Source organism: Paraniabella ginsengisoli (assembly GCF_022513635.1).
Lineage (GTDB): Bacteria > Bacteroidota > Bacteroidia > Chitinophagales > Chitinophagaceae > Niabella > Niabella ginsengisoli.
Window position 1 is genome coordinate 553545 of record NZ_JAKWBL010000004.1, and the last position, 17984, is coordinate 571528.

The following is a 17984-nucleotide window of genomic DNA, read 5'->3' on the forward strand; positions in this document are numbered from 1 at the left end:
TTCTGTGAGAACTATTTTGCCTTTTTCACGGCCGCTCTTAACTCCTGAAAAGCCTTTTTCTCCAGTTCAGAAATTTCAATCAGCCTATCGCCCATATTATCATAATCAGCCTGCGTTCCAAGCCGGCCTTTATAAATGCCGCTGGCTTGTATGGCTGCATCGCGCCATTTGTCGCCTGTGGAGGTTATTTGTTTCGATACATCCAATAATTCATCAATGGGTAAATAGGCGTGGGCCTGTTGCAAAAACGCACCGTAAATAAAACGAAATCCACCTCCACCTGTTCCAATTTCTTCCTGCATACGCACCAGTTGCGCAAGATAGCCACGTGCTTTTTCATCGCCGAGTTTATTTTTCCAATTTTTAATTTGACGGCCGGTGTAAGCAATGCCTTTAGCGCCGCCGAAAGAACCCGGAATCATCAGCATGTCGCGGCAATTTCTTTTGATACCTGTAATAATTCCGTTCCGGATTTGCTCATCTGTTGCTTCGCTTAAGTTATCGCCGGGGTAATACATTTGTCCACGCGGAGCAAACGCACCTTTCGCAAAGCGAACACGCTGTAGCTCATAGCTGTTCATGGTTACCAGCGTTTCCATAATAGGATCACTGATAATATAATCATCGCCTTTCTTATCTACTACAATTAAATTATGCGCATTAAAATGAAAACGATATTCTTTAGGAAAATAAGTTAGATAGAAAACACCAACCTGGCAGGCTGTAGGCTTACCAGCGGCAAGCCTTTCGTCTAACTCTTGCATGGCTTTTTGTGGTGATGCAAATTTTTTCCGTGTAACCGGAATATCTAATGCTTTGCAAGTGCGCTTAAATATAAGGCCGGGCATGGTGCGAAAAGAAATGGCTGGTCCGCCATTTACTTTCATAAAGGGCAACTGTATGTAAAACAGACCAGAGCCAATTCCAAAAGCCATTGGTTCCGTTAGTTTATGTACGCCGTAATGTTTTAAGAGGGCTGTTGTTACGCCGTTTTCGCAATGAGCGGCTTGCAAATGGTGAAAGCCATTTTCTATTGTTGATTGATTTATCTGATCCAAAATTTTTATTTCCGATTTAGGATTTGAGTACTTTGATTATATTTTCTATGAACAATTAACTATCAACTATGAACCAAAAGGTTGCTTTAATTCTTCTACACTTACTTCAAAAAGCTCGGCGTATTTTTTTAATTTTTGATCTGAAAGGCTTTTAAATACAGAAGGTTTCATGTGTTTTTTATGGTCCATTTCCAAAAACCTGTATAGGCCGATAAAATAGAAAGATCCATAATCCGCTTTTCCATGAAATACAAAATAGGACTGGCTTCACCGTTCGAAACTTTTTGTTTAGCCGATTCTATTTTTCTTTCGACCTCGTTCCACGTACGTTCAGTGCTTCGGTTTTTACGTTCCATCCGCTGCTTTGTGCCGTTTCGTATTTGCCGTCTTCACCCACTACATAGGTTACTTCCTTTGCAATACGGCCAAGCGCGCCATCATCTTGTGGAATTTCTTCTTTCTTCATTTTACTGAAAATATTTATACGAGCAAGCTAATAAAATTTAATGAATTGCTAATACCTGAAATAAGTGACCACAACTAAAGAAAATACCGACATGCTATTACATAAAAAAAGTGAAGAGTCTTCACACCTCACTTTTAAAATTTTTAACCCGACAACCTTCCAACTATAAATTACACCGCCGTCAGCAAAGCATACATATAACTAAATCTAGAGCTTTCAGGTACAAGCAAAAATATCTTGTCTCCTTTTTTAAGTTTCCCACTATTCAACAGTTCATCTACCATAAAGTAAACTGATGCGGCCCCAACATTACCTACATAACTGAGATTTACAAACCATTTTTCATAAGGAATATGATGGCCTAATTTTAAATGTTCCTCATAAATTTTATCCTTGAAAAAATTACTGCTCATGTGCGGGCAGTACCAGGTAATATCATCCGGGTTTAATCCTCTTCTTTCAAAAAGTTCGGGGAGCGGGCGACCACCCAGCGGAACAATATTTGGGCTAAGCAGTTTTACATCCTGCTTAATACTCATAACCGATTTTTCGTTCAACTCTTCATGGGTAAACTCCAGGTAACTCTTCAATGTTCCATCCTCTTGCTTTTCTGCACCACAATACATGCAACTTTCCATATCGTCCGCATAGGAAATGCCTTCCATCCATTCAATCTTTAAACTAGGGCCATCATTATTAGGCTTGTTGCTTAGCAAAAAAGCCGATGCGCCGTCAGAAAGCATCCAACGTAAAAATTCTTTATCAAAACTGATATATGGATTTTCTTCCAAAGCTTCCAGTTTATGCACTTCGTCTTCAAATTGGTTAGCTACCAAAGAAGCTGAAAAACGCTCAGAACCTGCGGCTACAGCCGTATCTGCATCGCCTGTTTTTACGGCCATGTATGCATATTTTAGGCATGCATACCTGCACAGCAAACACCACTTGGCGACACCACTTCAAGTTTTCCAAGTTCTGGCAACCACCCATGTACCATTACTGCGTGCGATGGCATTATCTGGTCGGGAGAGGAGGTTCCGCAAGAAAGTACATCAACATTTTTAATGGCTTCCGCGTCGCTTTTAAATAATTCCTTGATGGCTTCTGCAGTTAATTGGGCATTAGTATGAGTAGCTTTTCCGCCTTTCTCCAAAGCGTAATAACGATTGGTAATACCATTATTTCTTAAAACAATCCTGCGCGACTTAGATGGTTTCCCATTAATGTAGCCAAGATATTCTTCCATCTCCTCATTACCCACCGCATCATTAGGAAAATAATGTGAAGTACGATTAATATAAACTTCGTTTAATGACATATTTGTTTGATCATTTTTATTTCAGCAAAGAACAATTATCATCGATTTTGCCACGCCCGGTTCATCGTTCGGATATTTTTCATCCCTGTTTGACCGGTCATCCGGGCGGGCTACTTATTCAACAGTTATCGAATCTTCACTATTGAATTTGCTTTGATTTTTTATTTATCTGCTTCAAATAATTTCTCTAAAATCAACGCTTCTGTAATATTCCATTTGCCTCTTGATTTTTCTTTGTGAAAAGGGCCGGAAAAGTACAAAATCTACCGCTAATATAACGGGAGATGCTACCAATAGCGCAACAGCAAGATAATATTTATAAGCAACAAGAATATTTTTCCTTTTTTGAGGAAATTTGTTAATAATATCTACCCATTTTTGAAATATTTTACCTGCTTTTTTCTCTATAAACATTAAAGAATATTTTACGGGAGCGGCGCCCATTTTTACAAGGTCTTGCTGCAATCCATCCCATTTTCCTTCTCTCAGATATTCTTTAGTAACATCTCCGAATTTAGAAGCACCCGAAATATCTTTTTCAGATACACCCGGCCTTGGAAAAACACCCCATTTCCTGTCTTTTCGACCAGTTCCCAACCAATGAAAAATAGTAAAATAGCTTAGGTGATTTGGATGCCTGTCTACCAAAGCAATGTTGCCCACCAACATTGCTCCGGCTGCCTTTAACAGCTTTTTGTTTTTTTCCTGGGCATTGATCCACATATTTCTACAACCGCTGATTGTAATGACAGGTGTATCTTTTATGAGTGATTTGAATTTCTCGTCCTGTAAAATAGAGCTAAAAGGAATACTAGGAGACAGGTTCCAGGGCTGCCATCCCAAAACGACAAGATCATACTTTTCGAAATCTGTTTTCCACGGCTGGAGCGGCGTAGGAATTACTTCAACAGATTCAGGAACGGTATCGAAAAAAACCGGAATAGTCCATGGAAAAGGAAACTGGTGTACAGGCTTAATTTGCAAGTATTCAACATCATTTCCATCTGCAGCTATTGGCTTTATGAAATTATCTACGATTGTTTTAGTTTGCCCGGATTGTGAGAAATAAACCGCTAAAATTCTCTTTTTCATCTGTATCTTTTTATATTTTTTAGCGGTCAGAGGATTCGAAAGCTATCAGATTCGCTATAAAACAATCAGCATTTTGTGTGTAAAGTATTACTATAATTCATTCAGCATATTTCTATTGTAGCCCACTAAGAACTTTGGATGATTTGCTATAAGCCACTATGGCATTCTGCACCACAGCCGGTAATGATTTATATCCATTCTTCAAAAGTTTGGCATCTTCGGCTACATTCTTATTATATCCAACTATTTTGGGGGCATTCTCCTGTATCATCAGGCGTAAAAATTTATACTCAATATTAGCCGGCTCCTTGCTAATAGCCGTTTCCAACAAACCATGTCCCTTCTTAAACATTGATAATTTCTGGCCGGGTGTTTTTTGAGAACCGGATTTTCGCATTAATAGCGCTCCCTCATAAGCGGCCTTATCGTTGCCCTTCATGGCTTTTAACGCTTCCAGTTGTTTATTCCAAACTGAAGTACTGTTAGATGCCATAGCATTATAAAATGCTTGTTTTCCTGCTCCATCTTGCGCTTTCGTAGTAAAAAGCATTGCAAATATTGCAATAAAAAGCCCCAATATTGATTTTATAATACTTCTCATTAAAGTTTGCAAATTTATACAATATAATCTTTTTGCAGGGGCGAAAAATGGAAACACGAACCCATTTCCGTTATTTCGGTATTATATTTGTTAAAATAATACTAAAGCCCTTTTAAATCTTATTATTTCATAACGAAGTCTTTAGCCACTTAAAACCCATTAAAAGACTCTAAAACTATTTAGATGAAAAAACTTAACCTATTCGTTGCTTTCCTGTTTTGCCAATTTTTAGTTAACGCGCAAGCTGACTATAAAAGTGCTTTTGGTTTCGGGTTACATCACATATTACGTTCGATATGGTTGCGCTCTCATATAAAACTTTTTTATCTGATCACAACGCGATTGAAATTAATGCAGGTTATGGGGGCCGAAATACTAAGACAGGAGGGAAAACCGATTTTTCACCGGGAGTTAGTGTTTCGGGTTCTTACCAATATCATGACGATATATACACTTCTACTGACGAACATCTTCGTTGGTTTGCCGGGGGCGGTGTGAATCTTTTTAAAACATTTTCAGAGCGCAAAGCCTATGAAGGTTTTGGAGCTACCATTTTCGGAACAGCGGGAATAGATTATAAATTTAAAGCGGCCCCTGTAAATCTATCTGTTGACTGGCGCCCTACGATATACATCAAATCTCCGAACGATTTTCTTCCTTTGCAAATTGGAACCCTTGGCTTAGCAGCGAGATATACTTTTTAGTTTTCTGATTTCATCTGTATATCTTTAAGTATAATGCTAAAATATGCTCATTTCGTGCTTATTTTTGGGGCTTGAAGCATTTATGTTCGTCTATATCTCTTTTAAACATTAGCCAGGCTTTTAACGACTTGAAGGTTTGCGTTATTATTCCTACATATAATAATGCATTAACCTTGGAAAATGTAATAGCTGATGTGTTGCAATATACCAATAACATCATTGTTGTAAACGATGGCTCTACTGATGATACTGAAAGCATCCTCAAGCATTTTGAAAGCATCACTGTAGTTTCTTATAAACCTAATGCAGGCAAAGGAATGGCATTGCGCAAAGGGTTTAAAAAAGCGATTGAGCTGGGCCATGAATATGCAGTAACCATAGATTCGGATGGACAACATTTTGCTAAAGACCTTCCTATATTTATAGAAAAGCTTAAAACGGATGGGCCAGGGCTAATAATGGGTGCCCGCAACATGGATTCAGCAGACAATGTTCCGGGTAAAAGCAGTTTCGGTAACAAGTTCAGCAATTTTTGGTATAAGGTGGAAACAGGCATTGAGCTGCCTGATACACAAACTGGCTATAGGCTTTATCCTTTAAAGCCTATCTGTAAAATGAATTTTTTTACCCGTAAATACGAGTTTGAAATAGAAATCATTGTACGCCTTGCGTGGGCTGGAACAAAAGTGTCTTCCGTTCCAATAACTGTATATTATCCGCCCAAAGAAGAAAGAATTAGCCATTTTCGTCCGTTTAAAGATTTTACCCGCATCAGTATTGTAAATACAGTACTGGTTATTATTTGCTTTTTTTATATATGGCCCCGTAATTTTTTTAGAAGATTTTATAAAAATAAAAACTGGAAACTGGAAGTAAAGCAAATGTTACTCAAACCCGGAGAAACCAACCTGGCAAAAGCTAATGCTATTGCATTTGGTGGCTTTATGGGCGTCGTTCCTATTTGGGGTTTTCAGCTAATTGTAGCTATTGCGTTGTCGCATGTATTCAAACTCAATAAAGCGTTGGTTGTATTGGCTGCGCATATAAGCTTTGCGCCCATGCTTCCGCTGATCATTTTCTTCAGCTATAAATTGGGCAAACCATTTATGGGAAGTAGAGCAGTAGACATTTCATTGGATAAAGAATTGACACTTTCCAAAATAGGACAAAATTTGGAGCAGTACATTTATGGAAGCATGTTACTTGCTATTATTGTTTCTATTTCATTCTGGCTGATCACTTTCTTATTTTTAAAATTGCGTAAGCGAAGCAAAAGATAATTTTCACCTTTCCGGAATGCAAAACATTTTCATCAACATATTTAATTTTTTCAATCGAAATAAAATAGCATTGTATGCCAGTTTTGTTGGCACACTGGCGCTGTTTGCCTTTTTTGCTTTTCGTGTAAAATTCGTTGAAGATGTTTATGCGATCATTCCAAAAGATAAAAAACAGAAAAACTTACCCAGATTTTCGAAAATTCAAAATTCGCAGACAAGTTGGTTATAATGGTTTCATTAAATGATACCAACGCTGTAAAGCCCGAGAAACTTGTTTCTTATGCAGATGCGTTTGCGGAACAACTTCAAAAAAAGCGACACCATATATTAAAAACCTGCGTTATAAAATTGATGAAACATTTACCTATTCGCTTTTTGAAACCATTCAGCAGCATCTCCCCGTTTTTTTAACAGAAAACGATTATGCTAAAATAGATACCTTGTTACAACCGGCAGAACTGGCTAAGTCACTAAGTCGCAGCAGTTCTATTTTGGGTATTCCTTCTGCAACGCCCATTAAAAATATTGTGCTTAATGATCCTTCCGGAATTTCTTTTTTAGCACTGAAAAAACTACAACAGCTTCAATACGAAGACAACTTCACATTATTCCAGAATCATTTTGTTACTAAGGATAAAAAAACCTTGTTGCTGTTTGTAACACCAACCTTTGCTGCTGGAAACACAGGAAAGAATCAGAATCTTTTTAATGCGATCGAGAACATTGCTGATTCATTAAATACATCACATAGCAATACTAACACGCAGTACTTTGGCGCTGCGGTTGTTTCTCAAAACAATGCTGCCCAGCTAAGAAAAGACACGCTGTTTACACAAGGCATCACCATTCTTTTTCTTATTTTATTTTTTGGATTTTATTTTAGAAAGAAGCGTGCGCCGTTACTTATTCTTGTTCCGGTAATATATGGCGCTGCGTTTTCGCTGGCTGCGATTTATTTTATTAAAGGAAGTATTTCGGTAATTGCATTAGGTACAGGTTCGATAGTTTTAGGAATTGCAGTTAATTATTCTTTACATGTTTTCAATCATCACAGGCATGTAAGCCATATAAAAAATGTTATTAAAGACCTTTCTTTTCCACTCACTATTGGAAGCATTACAACGATCCTTGGCTTTTTTAGTTTGCAGTATGCAGCTTCTGATATGTTAAAAGATTTGGGGCTGTTTGCGGGATTTAGCCTTATTGGTGCTGCGTTTTGTTCATTGGTGTTTCTTCCACATTTTATTAGTTCCGGCCACCATACAAATGTTCAACCCTCATGGCTTGATAAAATTTCTTCAGTAAGATTAGAAACCAACAAATGGCTGGTTGTAGTTATTGTGCTAATAACTATTTTTCTGTATCCACAAGCAAAGAAAGTAGGCTTTGAGCCCGATATGATGGGACTGAATTATATGTCGCCCAAAGTGAAACTTGCGGAAACAAAAATGAATAGCATTAGCGGAGCCGCTTTAAAATCAATCTATGCAGTTACGGAAGGAAATGAGCTGGACGATGCGCTAAAGAAAAGCGAGACGTTACAGACTACAATCGACAATTTAAAAACGAAAGGTTTCATAAGCACCAGCTCTGGAGTGAGCAATCTTTTTATTTCGGATAGTTTGCAACAGAAAAGAATTGAGCGATGGAATGCTTATTGGACGCCCGAAAAAAACAACAAATAATTAAGCAAGTGGCGACACAAGCTCCGGCAGCGGGCTTTACAGGCGAAGGACTAAATAATTTTACTGAACTAATTAATCGTATTTATAAACCGGTTGCCTTAACTAAGCTGCAGTCGCTGCGACAAAGCTTTTTAGATGATTATATTTCTGAAAAACAGGGATCGGCTTCTGTTGTTACTTTGATTAAAGTTCCGGAACAATATAGAACGAAGGTTATAGAAGCGTTGGAAAAGCAGCCACAGGCAACGGTTTTAGACCGTCAGTACTTAACAACACGGCTTACGCAAATGGTGAACGATGACTTTAATCGCATAGCCTGGACCATTTCTATAATAGTTGCAACTGTATTGTTACTAACCTACGGACGAATTGAATTAATGCTCATTTCTTTTGTGCCTATGCTGTTGAGTTGGATATGGATTTTAGGTATTATGGCTTTATTTAATATTCAATTCAACATTGTGAATATTATTATTTCAGCGTTGATATTTGGATTGGGCGACGATTATAGTCTATTTGTAATGGATGGATTGCTGAACGAATACAAAACCGGAAAGAAAAACCTGGCATCTTACAAATCATCTATTTTGTTATCCGCCATAACAACAATAGCAGGCTTAGGGGTACTCATCTTTGCTAAGCACCCGGCATTAAAATCCATTGCATTTATATCCGTTACTGGTATTCTTTGCGTAGTCATTATGTCGCAAATATTGATCCCGTTTTTATTCTCATTAGTGATCAAAAACCGTGTTAATAAAGGGTTTCATCCCTGGACCCTATGGAGTTGGAGCCGTTCAGTTTTTTCCTTTTTTTATTTTGGATTTGTAAGTGTGCTGCTTACTATTATTGGTTTGTTTTTAATTAGGTTGAATATTATCGGTAAGAAGCGAGGTAAGTATGTGTATCATTATTTGCTATCAAAATTTTGCATGTCGGTGCTTTATGTTATGGGCAATTTCAAAAAGCAACAAATCAATCCCAATAATGAAAAGTTTGAAAAGCCAGCCGTGGTTATAGCCAATCATCAATCTTTTTAGATATACTTCAAATGGCAATGTTAAATCCGCGCCTGATATTACTTACCAATCGCTGGGTTTGGAACTCGCCGGTATTTGGCTGGGCGATTAAGATGGCTGATTTTTATCCGGTTGCTAATGGTGTGGAAAATAGTATGAACTTTTGGATACACAAGTTCAAAAAGGATATTCAATTTCTGTATTTCCTGAAGGTACACGTAGCTCGCAACCGCCAATGAAACGCTTTCACAAAGGTGCTTTTTATTTAGCAGACCAATTACATTTGGACATTGTTCCGGTATTGTTTCATGGGTTAGGTTATACCATGACCAAAGGAGATTTTTTATTGAAGAATGGCCCCATTACTGCAAAGTATTTACCACGGATAAAGGCTAAGGACATTAGCTGGGGTACTACTTATCAGGAAAGAACAAAATCTATTTCAAAATATTTTAAAGAGCAACATGAAGCATTAAGGGAAGAACTGGAACAACCCCAATATTTTAAAGAGCATCTTTTGTTTAATTATATTTATAAAGGCCCGGTGCTGGAATGGTATTTAAAGATCAAACTAAAACTGGAAAAATATTACCAGCAATTCCATGAATTATTACCAAAAGAAGGAAACTTTTTAGACCTTGGCTGCGGCTACGGATTTATGAGTTATACATTACACTGGGCTAGCCAGGGCAGGCGCACATTTACCGGTGTAGATTATGATGAAGAAAAAATAGCTACAGCCCAGCATTGCTTTAGCAAAACAGATCAATTAAATTTTATTCACGGCGATATTTCGAAGTTTCCCATAAATAGATATGATGGTATTATTATTAGTGATGTATTGCACTATCTTGAGCCATCTGCACAAAAAAATGTAATAGAGAATGCAATCGAGAGCCTATTACCCCAAGGTATTTTGATCATTCGGGATGGAGATGCAGATTTAAAAGAAAAACACAAAGGCACAAAACTTACCGAACTTTTTTCAACTAAAATTTTATCGTTTAATAAAACAGAAAATGAACTACATTTTCTTTCAGGAAAAATGATCGAAGACATTGCCAGTAGAAAAGATCTGCATTTACAACGAATTGATGATACAAAATATACATCAAATGTAGTATGGGTAATGAGAAAAATTTGACAGTATCAAATTTGGGTGTTATAGCTTGGTGTGTGTTTTATACCAATATTTATCGCAAATAAAAACAGCTTTCAAATTACCTTTGAAAACTGTTTTTAATTTATACGGGCTAATTAAAATACCAATATCACATTGCTATTTCTTTGCTGTAGACTTTTTAGCTTCTCTATCGTATTGACAACAACCCGGTAGGTTTTCATAAGCTTTGTCGCTTGCTTTTGCACCTGCATTATCATAACCGGCATCTGCTACTTTTTGCTGAATTTTTGAAACGTCGGTACTTTTAGATTGATATTTAACAGTAAGTTCTTTTAAATCTTTATTCCATGAAGCGTAAGAAGCGCCGGCATCTTTTGCTGCTTTCTCAATAGTTTTTTTACACATACCGCAGTTGCCGGAAACTTTAAACTTTTCTGTTTTTTGAGTTTGAGCAAAAGAAGTATTTGACACTAACGTGAATAAAGAGGCGAATAAGAATAATTGTATTGTTTTCATGTGTTTATTTTTTATTGTTTTCATGTGTATATTTTTTAAATGCCATGGATAAACTCCAGGCTTATGATTATAATGGATTTTATAGTCGTCAAAAAACTATTGACGTATGAATGATGCGCCAGGAAGGCACACAAAGATTCTAATCAAACTTTTATCGTTTGATTTAAGAGATTCTATATTCTAAAAACATTATTCTGCAGGTAAATATCATTCCCCGGTAAAGGTGGAAGGTGATCTTCGTGAGTAAAATGGTACACACCATTTTGAAGCATCGTTAGTAAGAATTCGGTTGTGAATACAGGTTGGGTTGCTGCGTTTTTCAAATCATAAACCAAATAAGACACCTTATTATGATCTGTATCAACTTTCAACAAAGTTTTTTTGTCTTTGCAGCAGTCATGCTCACCCTTATTCATTCCGCATTTACCACATGTGTCATCGGTAGAAACAAAAAACGACACGGAATCTAAACGATCCATGCAATAATGCGACACAGCAACAACCCCGGTGGTTACCAGCAATAACAAAAAAGCGATATGTAAGCGATCATCTTTCCCATCTGCATTGCAAAAATACTAACAATATCAACCCGTATTTGTTAAAATGTAAAGTCATTCCTCGAATTTTGCTAATCAATAGTGCTTCCCGCTAAAAAATACGACGTCATCATAATAGGCAGTGGCCTTGGTGGACTTTTATGTGCCAACATACTGGCATTAAAAGGATTAAAGGTGTGTGTGCTTGAAAAGAACAAACAGTTTGGCGGAAACTTGCAAACTTTTGCACGCGATAAACAGATATTCGATACAGGCGTGCATTATATAGGCGGACTTGAGAAAGGGCAAACGCTTTATCAGATATTTAAGTATGTAGGTTTAATGGAGCGGTTGAAGCTTGAAAAAATGGAGGAGTGCTTTGACAAAATTTTGATTGGAGAGGATGCAAATATTTATTGCCAGGCGCAAGGTTATGAATCCTTCATAAAACATCTCACAAAAAGTTTTCCTGAAGAGGAAGATAATATCATCTCTTATTGTGATAAAGTAAAAGAGATATGCGCATCCTTTCCACTTTATAATCTAATGTTAAATGCAGATGCATCCTACAAAGGCAATAATGAAAGCGCTGAAGCGACGATAGCATCTATTACTAATAACAAAAAACTGCAGGCAATATTAGCGGGGAATAATTTGTTGTACGCAGGCGAAGCCGATACAACACCTTTTCATGTTCATGCGCTAATTACGAACAGTTATATAGAAAGTAGTTGGAAATGTGTGGGCGGAGGATCACAGATCGCGAAAATATTGGTTGCGAACATTAGAAAACATGGCGGCGAAATTTTTAGAAACCGAGAAGTTATTGCTATTTCAGAACGAGATGGAATGATAACAGATGTAACAATTGCAGATGGGGAAATATTAAGATCAAAGTATTTTATTTCGAATATGCATCCGCCGCAACTATTGCGATTACTGCTTCTGCATTAATGAAAAGCCTGTATAAAAAAGAATATCTAACCTAAAGCAGAGCGTATCTTCATTTTCTTTGCATCTGGTTTTGGAAGAAAAAACAGTACCTTATGAAAGTTGTAACTATTATTATCATAAGGAAGGACAATTGTGGCAATTAAATAATTATGACGATAAAAATTGGCCGCTTGGGTATGGACTATATTTTACAGAAGACAAGAATAACAAGGGGTTTTCATCTACCGTATCCATTCTCACGCCTATGAAGTTTGAAGATGTTGCAGCATGGGAAAACACATATAACCGTGTGGGAAAAGAAAGTGAACGAGGCGAAGCATACCATAATTTTAAACAAAAAAGGGCAAAGACTTTATTAAAGCTGGTTAATCATCGCTTTCCCCATATAGTAAGCAATATCAAAAATTATTACACATCAACTCCGCTCACAAACAGAGATTATATTGGAGATAGAGAAGGAAGTATGTACGGTATACAAAAAGATTATCACGACCCATTAAAAACAATGATAAGTCCACGCACTAAAATTCCTAACCTGTTTTTAACGGGGCAAAATTTAAATTTGCATGGAATTTTAGGCACGTCGCTTAGCGCTGTATTAACATGTGTAATGTTGACTGGCGATGAAAGTTTGGTGGAGCGGATAAGAAATGGGTGAAATGTGAGATATACGAATTACGATGTACGTGCATTTTCGGCGTACATCGTACACATAACATTGTACATAAAAACTTCCCCTTCAGGGTTGGGGGCAAAAAATGAGCAAACGATTTTGGAGAAGATTTTTAAGAGTGCTGGGAGTAATAATTTTGCTCTTCGGATTATTATTTGCTTACCTGGCGTGGGTTTCAAAAATTGATGCGCCTGCGGTGAAAGACTTATCAGCTCTTGATTTGAGACGAACAGAAGCAGATACAGGACTTTATACCATTAGTAATAACTGGTTTAGAAAAAGCAATTCGGGTCTTTATGAAATGTATGTAGAAGGCGCGCCATTTGAGCGGGGAACTATTAATGGCAAGTTGAGCGAAGAGTTGGTAAAAAAGCAGGAAGATTATTTTAGCGAGCAGATCAATAAAATGATTCCTTCCAAATTTTACCTGCATTTTTTAAAATATTTTATTGGCTGGTTCAATCGTGATTTGCCTAATCATGTAACGGATGAATACAAGCAGGAAATTTATGGTGTGTCTCAATCTGCATCGGATGGGTATAAATATATCGGTACAAAATATTCACGCATTTTAAATTATCATTCGGCGCACGATATTGGCCACGCATTGCAAAATATGATGTTGGTGGGTTGTACGTCTTTCGGAACCTGGGGAAATGCATCGGCAGATAGTACAATGATCATTGGCCGCAATTTTGATTTTTGGGTGGGAGATAATTTTGCGAAGAACAAAATCATTGAGTTTGTAAATCCTACTGAAGGCTACAAGTTTATGAGCGTAACCTGGGGCGGCTTTATTGGAGTTGTTTCTGGAATGAATGAGAAAGGTGTAACGGTTACGATTAATGCGGCTAAAAGCAGCATTCCAAGCGGTTCTGCTACGCCGGTTTCTTTGGTTGCAAGAGAAATTGTTCAATATGCTAAAAACATTGCCGAAGCCATTGCCATTGCTAAAAAAAGAAAAATGTTTGTAAGTGAATCTTTTTTGGTTGGTTCTGCGGCAGATAATAAAGCGGTGATCATTGAGAAAACACCGGATTCTTTAGCAATATATGATCCTGACAAAAATGAAATATTGTGTACCAATCATTTTCAGAGCTCAACATTTTGGAATAGTGAACCCAATGTTGAGCAGCGTGAAAACAGCGCCTCAGTATATCGTTACAAGAGGCTAACACAACTGTTGCAGCAAAACGGGAAAAACACGGTTGAAAAAACGATTGATATTTTAAGAGATTACAAGGGCTTAAATAACGCCAATATCGGATTGGGAAATGAGAAAGCCGTTAATCAGTTTATTGCGCATCATGCTATTGTGTTCGAGCCACAAAAGTTGCGTGTGTGGGTTTCTACAGCACCCTGGCAAATGGGACAGTTTGTTTGTTATGATCTAACAAAAGTGTTTGCGTTGAAAGGGATGAAAGAAAACAGGGAAATTTATGAAGCGGATTTGAACGTAGCCGCAGACCCTTTTATTGATACGAAAGACTTTAAACAATTTAAACAATTTAGAAAAGATAAACAGCGTATTGCAGATGGCGGAAACGTAGTTCCAGACAGTATTGTAGCCCAAAATCCTAATTACTATAACAGCTATGTGTTGGCAGGTGATTATCTGTTTAAAAAGAAAGAGTATAAAAAAGCTTTATCCTATTATCAAAAATCTTTGACAATGGAAATTGCTACCATATCTGAAAAATCTTCTATTTTAGAACAAATTGAAAAATGTAAACACCAATAACTATGGCTCATGTAAAAATTGCACAAACAGAATTTCCCGTATTAGATATTATTAAAGAACGTTGGAGCCCGCGTGCTTTTGCAGACAAAGCAATAACGGAACAGGATATACATACTATTTTGGAAGCTGGCTCTTGGGCGGCAAGTGCCAATAATGAACAACCCTGGAAATATGTGTATGCTATGAAAGGCACACCTGGATTTGAAAAATTATGGAATTGTTTGACAGAAGGAAACCAAAGCTGGAACAAACATGCAGCAGTTTTGATGGTGGCTATTACCAGGAAAACATTTGTTAGAAACGGAAAGGACAATAAGTCTGCGGAGCATGATTTGGGCATGAGCAACGCTCACATGTTTTTGCAAGCTGTTTCAATGGATATATATCCACACCCAATGGGTGGTTTCTTTCCTGATAAGGTAAAGGGAGTATTATCGCTAACTGATGATGAGAAGCCTGTTTGTATGATCGGTTGGGGATATTTGGGCAATCCGGAAATGCTTGATGAAAAAAATAAAGTAACCGAAACCCAAGCCAGGAGTAGAAAACATCATACTGAATTTTCGGAAAAATATAAGGAGTCTTTTTGATTATGACAAAAATTATTAAGGTTTCGGCAATCCGGTACAACCACTAAGAATCCATTGAAACCCTATCAACCCTGAGTTTGTTGCTTAAGGGTTCTTTTATTTAACGGATGCAGTCTTAACTTGTCAACATCATTCGTCATATTTTTACGTGTCCCCAATTTTCTCCGGTTTTAATGCGGTAGAGTTGCATTTCACTTATGCCAAAATGCTTTGCAATCATTTTCATTCTCGTTTTTCTGTTATGATCTGCAAGCCGCTTTTTTATAAGCATTACTTTTGTAGATGTGAGTTTGTGCCCGTCACGCTTTTTATTGTACTCTACGAGTTTTTTCCGTGCCTCCAGAACATAAGGGCTTGCTTGCTGATGCTGCAGCATTTCTTCCCGTTTTGCCCATTTTAGATTTCCTGCAAAGTCGTTCATTTTGTTGTAATCTAAATGCAGAACATAAACCTGATCCTCTGATGTTTTTGTTAAAAAGTATTCTGCAACAAGCTTGTAAAAGAAAAAATGTTTGTGCTTAAGTTTATTGTCTTTGTCACGAATTTTATAACGAAATATTCTGTACCCTTTTATTGTTGAGCCTTTCAGTAATCTTCCTTCTTCCGGTATGTTAGTGTAGCTTATAAGCCGTCCGTAATTTGAAATAGCGTATCGAAGTTGAAGATTACCTTCAAATGAAATTTCTTTAAATTTTTCTGTAGTAAAAAAACGTAGCATGAGGGGGAAATTATTTTTCAAAGTCAACAAATCTTCTGTCATTGCCTACTGCAAGTTTGATATCAACATCGTAGCGCAAAAATACTACCAAAGATTAATCTTTCAAATTACTCAGAATATTTGTAACCAACGCCTCTTACTGAATGGAAGTATTTTGGATTTCGGCTATCCTTTTCGAAGTACTTTCTAAAGTTTAAAATGAAGTTGTCAATTGTTCTGGTAGTTGGATATACATTGTAGCCCCACACGTATTGCAATATTTTTTCGCGGGTTACCACTTCATTTTTGTTTTCTATCAACAGCTTTAACAGCATTGCTTCTTTCTTGCTTAACTGTACTTTGCCTGCATATTTAGTGCTTGCCTCCTGTGCTTTAAAGTCAATAATATTTCCTCCAAACGTATAAGAGTTGCCCAGTGTGCTTTTATCCTGCAGCCTTAAATTTTTTTCAATCATTTTGCGAACGCGGATCAGCAATTCTTCCAGATTGAAAGGCTTGGTAATATAATCGTCCGCACCTTTTTTAGTCCCAAAACCTTATCAGCACTGGTGTTTTTAGCACTCAACATTAAAATTGGAACTTCGTTATTGCTAATACGAATGGTTTCGGCAACAGCAATTCCATCTACTTCAGGAAGCATCACATCCAGAATAATAAGATCGAAGTATTCGTTTTTAACAGCTTTGATAGCTTCATTTCCATCATAAGCCGAAGTGACTTGGTAATTTTCCAACTCAAGGTTTAACTTCAAGGCTTCATGAAGGTTATCCTCATCTTCTACTAATAAAATATTTACTGCTCTTTCTTCCATTCTAATACAGGGTTTATCAAGTTATGACAAGGTCAGAGATAAAACCTGACGGCAAAAATACTCCCCTTTACATTGTTATTTGTCATTAAAATGTCTGCATTGTGATCTTTAGCAATCTTGCGGCAAAGGTATAATCCCAAACCGGTTCCTTTCTTCTTTCTTGTAGCTTCGTTACCTATGCGGTAAAATTTAGAATATATCTTTTTCCTTTCATCTTCCGGAATACCCGGGCCTTCATCAATTACTTTCATGCTCACTTCTTCTTCACTTCTATTCAAAGTAATGGCTACCGCCTCGTCCTTTTCAGAGTACTTTAATGCGTTTTCAATTAGGTTATTGATAAGGATTTCAAGCAACAGCGGATCTCCTTCTATATCTATTCCGCTTTCAATATTGCTTGTAATAGAGCGATCGGGAAATCGTTGTGAAAATTCATTAACCCTGTATTGCAGCAGGTTCGAAAAGTCTATATCTTCCTTATTCATCTTATACCATTTCCCTTCAAGTTGCGATGACACCAATATATTATTAGTTAGAAAATCGAGCCGCTTGGTTTCTTCAAGTGAAGCTTGAATTAGTTTCCTCTGTTTTTGTTCATCCAGCTTCTGATGCTTTATCAACGTTTCAAGATTCAATTTGGAAATAGCAATCGGCGTTTTAAGTTCGTGCGTAACTGCCATCATAAAATTCTGTTGCTGATCCTGAACCTGTTTTTGTTGCCGCATAGAACTGTAAACAAATGCGGCACCCAAAATAATAAGTCCCAGAAAAACAATTCCTTCGCCACCGTATTTTAAGGTATTGCTGTGGTATGCCTCCTTTACTTTTCTCAACTCTTCCTGGTACACTACCGGGTTCTTATCCTTATTGATGGTAGTGTTTAAATGATTAAGTTGGTAGTTATACATTTCGGTGCTTTGCCTTTGCAGCGAAATAAACCACCATACAAGCGCTGCAATAATATAAATAAGCAGCAGCCAAAATTTAACTGTAGTTCTTTTTAAACGAGCTTGTAGCTTTTGTTCCATGCCTTATATATTATGCTGGCAATAACAATTTTTATTGGGTCATCAGTAAACAGGTGGCATCGGTCTTGCGT

21 protein-coding genes are annotated in these 17984 nt (G+C 37.1%); 9 read left to right on the forward strand and 12 right to left on the reverse strand.

All coding sequences use genetic code 11. The features are described from left to right. Positions 1-11: 11 nt before the first annotated feature. The 6 genes from darH to MKP09_RS20175 form a co-directional block, all read right to left on the reverse strand. The gene (gene darH / locus MKP09_RS20150; protein ID WP_240832078.1) at positions 12-1058 is read right to left on the reverse strand and encodes a BtrH-related acyltransferase DarH; all 1047 of its coding nucleotides are present in this window, start codon (positions 1056-1058) and stop codon (positions 12-14) included. A gap of 298 nt (positions 1059-1356) precedes the next feature. Further along, positions 1357-1524: a hypothetical protein gene (locus tag MKP09_RS20155; RefSeq protein WP_240832079.1), complete on the reverse strand. Its 168-nt coding sequence runs from the start codon at positions 1522-1524 to the stop codon at positions 1357-1359. Positions 1525-1694: 170 nt separating this feature from the next. Then, positions 1695-2426 carry a 3-oxoacyl-[acyl-carrier-protein] synthase III C-terminal domain-containing protein gene (locus MKP09_RS20160; protein WP_240832080.1) on the reverse strand — a complete coding sequence of 244 codons (732 nt, stop codon included), beginning with the start codon at positions 2424-2426 and terminating at the stop codon, positions 1695-1697. An 11-nt stretch (positions 2427-2437) separates the two neighbouring features. Beyond that, the gene (locus tag MKP09_RS20165) at positions 2438-2842 is read right to left on the reverse strand and encodes a hypothetical protein (protein ID WP_240832081.1); all 405 of its coding nucleotides are present in this window, start codon (positions 2840-2842) and stop codon (positions 2438-2440) included. Between the two features lie 174 nt (positions 2843-3016). Next, positions 3017-3934: a hypothetical protein gene (locus MKP09_RS20170; RefSeq protein WP_240832082.1), complete on the reverse strand. Its 918-nt coding sequence runs from the start codon at positions 3932-3934 to the stop codon at positions 3017-3019. 112 nt (positions 3935-4046) lie between these two features. Next, complete coding sequence (locus MKP09_RS20175) at positions 4047-4535, reverse strand: hypothetical protein (RefSeq protein ID WP_240832083.1); 489 nt, start codon at positions 4533-4535, stop codon at positions 4047-4049. A 296-nt stretch (positions 4536-4831) separates the two neighbouring features. On the opposite strand from MKP09_RS20175, the gene MKP09_RS20180 reads away from it, so the two are divergent. The 5 genes from MKP09_RS20180 (at position 4832) to MKP09_RS20200 (ending at position 10367) form a co-directional block, all read left to right on the forward strand. After that, positions 4832-5239, forward strand: coding sequence for a hypothetical protein (locus tag MKP09_RS20180; RefSeq protein ID WP_240832084.1), 408 nt, complete (start codon positions 4832-4834; stop codon positions 5237-5239). 71 nt (positions 5240-5310) lie between these two features. Beyond that, positions 5311-6519 carry a DUF2062 domain-containing protein gene (locus MKP09_RS20185; protein WP_240832085.1) on the forward strand — a complete coding sequence of 403 codons (1209 nt, stop codon included), beginning with the start codon at positions 5311-5313 and terminating at the stop codon, positions 6517-6519. A 440-nt stretch (positions 6520-6959) separates the two neighbouring features. After that, positions 6960-8204, forward strand: coding sequence for an MMPL family transporter (locus tag MKP09_RS20190; RefSeq protein WP_240832086.1), 1245 nt, complete (start codon positions 6960-6962; stop codon positions 8202-8204). 8 nt (positions 8205-8212) lie between these two features. Beyond that, positions 8213-9244: an MMPL family transporter gene (locus MKP09_RS20195; RefSeq protein ID WP_240832087.1), complete on the forward strand. Its 1032-nt coding sequence runs from the start codon at positions 8213-8215 to the stop codon at positions 9242-9244. A 142-nt stretch (positions 9245-9386) separates the two neighbouring features. Then, entirely contained in the window at positions 9387-10367 is a 981-nt protein-coding gene (locus MKP09_RS20200; RefSeq protein WP_240832088.1) for a methyltransferase domain-containing protein, read from the forward strand. 135 nt (positions 10368-10502) lie between these two features. Here MKP09_RS20200 and MKP09_RS20205 read toward each other — a convergent pair whose 3' ends face one another. Both MKP09_RS20205 and MKP09_RS28705 read right to left on the reverse strand, forming a co-directional pair. Further along, complete coding sequence (locus tag MKP09_RS20205; protein ID WP_240832089.1) at positions 10503-10886, reverse strand: heavy-metal-associated domain-containing protein; 384 nt, start codon at positions 10884-10886, stop codon at positions 10503-10505. A 149-nt stretch (positions 10887-11035) separates the two neighbouring features. Further along, entirely contained in the window at positions 11036-11389 is a 354-nt protein-coding gene (locus tag MKP09_RS28705; RefSeq protein WP_449587071.1) for an HYC_CC_PP family protein, read from the reverse strand. A gap of 111 nt (positions 11390-11500) precedes the next feature. Between MKP09_RS28705 and MKP09_RS20215 the strand changes: the two genes are divergently transcribed. The 4 genes from MKP09_RS20215 (at position 11501) to MKP09_RS20230 (ending at position 15356) form a co-directional block, all read left to right on the forward strand. Next, complete coding sequence (locus MKP09_RS20215; RefSeq protein WP_240832091.1) at positions 11501-12352, forward strand: phytoene desaturase family protein; 852 nt, start codon at positions 11501-11503, stop codon at positions 12350-12352. Positions 12353-12422: 70 nt separating this feature from the next. Then, positions 12423-13010: a phytoene desaturase family protein gene (locus tag MKP09_RS20220; protein ID WP_240832092.1), complete on the forward strand. Its 588-nt coding sequence runs from the start codon at positions 12423-12425 to the stop codon at positions 13008-13010. A gap of 100 nt (positions 13011-13110) precedes the next feature. Then, positions 13111-14766, forward strand: coding sequence for a C45 family autoproteolytic acyltransferase/hydrolase (locus tag MKP09_RS20225; protein WP_240832093.1), 1656 nt, complete (start codon positions 13111-13113; stop codon positions 14764-14766). A 2-nt stretch (positions 14767-14768) separates the two neighbouring features. Then, on the forward strand, positions 14769-15356 hold the full coding sequence (locus tag MKP09_RS20230; RefSeq protein ID WP_240832094.1) for a nitroreductase family protein: 588 nt from the start codon (positions 14769-14771) through the stop codon (positions 15354-15356). A 136-nt stretch (positions 15357-15492) separates the two neighbouring features. Here the strand turns inward: MKP09_RS20230 and MKP09_RS20235 are convergent, their stop codons facing one another. The 4 genes from MKP09_RS20235 to MKP09_RS20250 form a co-directional block, all read right to left on the reverse strand. Continuing rightward, positions 15493-16074 (reverse strand): NUMOD4 domain-containing protein, encoded by a 582-nt coding sequence (locus MKP09_RS20235; RefSeq protein ID WP_240832095.1) that lies wholly within the window; start codon positions 16072-16074, stop codon positions 15493-15495. Between the two features lie 107 nt (positions 16075-16181). After that, a complete protein-coding gene (locus tag MKP09_RS20240; RefSeq protein WP_240832096.1) occupies positions 16182-16529 on the reverse strand; it encodes a winged helix-turn-helix domain-containing protein in 348 nt (115 codons plus the stop codon). 14 nt (positions 16530-16543) lie between these two features. Further along, a complete protein-coding gene (locus MKP09_RS20245) occupies positions 16544-16885 on the reverse strand; it encodes a response regulator (protein WP_240832097.1) in 342 nt (113 codons plus the stop codon). A gap of 32 nt (positions 16886-16917) precedes the next feature. After that, complete coding sequence (locus MKP09_RS20250; protein ID WP_240832098.1) at positions 16918-17913, reverse strand: sensor histidine kinase; 996 nt, start codon at positions 17911-17913, stop codon at positions 16918-16920. Positions 17914-17984: the final 71 nt, after the last annotated feature.

What these genes read in the sequence shown, in the direction of transcription:
- MKP09_RS20230 (WP_240832094.1), top strand. Translation starts at nt 14,769, where the DNA reads ATGGCTCATGTAAAAATTGCACAAACAGAATTTCCCGTATTAGATATT.
- MKP09_RS20250 (WP_240832098.1), bottom strand. Translation starts at nt 17,913, where the DNA reads ATGGAACAAAAGCTACAAGCTCGTTTAAAAAGAACTACAGTTAAATTT.
- MKP09_RS20235 (WP_240832095.1), bottom strand. Translation starts at nt 16,074, where the DNA reads ATGCTACGTTTTTTTACTACAGAAAAATTTAAAGAAATTTCATTTGAA.
- MKP09_RS20175 (WP_240832083.1), bottom strand. Translation starts at nt 4,535, where the DNA reads ATGAGAAGTATTATAAAATCAATATTGGGGCTTTTTATTGCAATATTT.
- MKP09_RS20245 (WP_240832097.1), bottom strand. Translation starts at nt 16,885, where the DNA reads ATGGAAGAAAGAGCAGTAAATATTTTATTAGTAGAAGATGAGGATAAC.
- MKP09_RS20180 (WP_240832084.1), top strand. Translation starts at nt 4,832, where the DNA reads ATGGTTGCGCTCTCATATAAAACTTTTTTATCTGATCACAACGCGATT.
- MKP09_RS20155 (WP_240832079.1), bottom strand. Translation starts at nt 1,524, where the DNA reads ATGAAGAAAGAAGAAATTCCACAAGATGATGGCGCGCTTGGCCGTATT.
- MKP09_RS20165 (WP_240832081.1), bottom strand. Translation starts at nt 2,842, where the DNA reads ATGTCATTAAACGAAGTTTATATTAATCGTACTTCACATTATTTTCCT.
- MKP09_RS20225 (WP_240832093.1), top strand. Translation starts at nt 13,111, where the DNA reads ATGAGCAAACGATTTTGGAGAAGATTTTTAAGAGTGCTGGGAGTAATA.
- MKP09_RS20205 (WP_240832089.1), bottom strand. Translation starts at nt 10,886, where the DNA reads ATGAAAACAATAAAAAATAAACACATGAAAACAATACAATTATTCTTA.
- MKP09_RS20160 (WP_240832080.1), bottom strand. Translation starts at nt 2,426, where the DNA reads ATGGCCGTAAAAACAGGCGATGCAGATACGGCTGTAGCCGCAGGTTCT.
- MKP09_RS20240 (WP_240832096.1), bottom strand. Translation starts at nt 16,529, where the DNA reads ATGATTGAAAAAAATTTAAGGCTGCAGGATAAAAGCACACTGGGCAAC.
- MKP09_RS20170 (WP_240832082.1), bottom strand. Translation starts at nt 3,934, where the DNA reads ATGAAAAAGAGAATTTTAGCGGTTTATTTCTCACAATCCGGGCAAACT.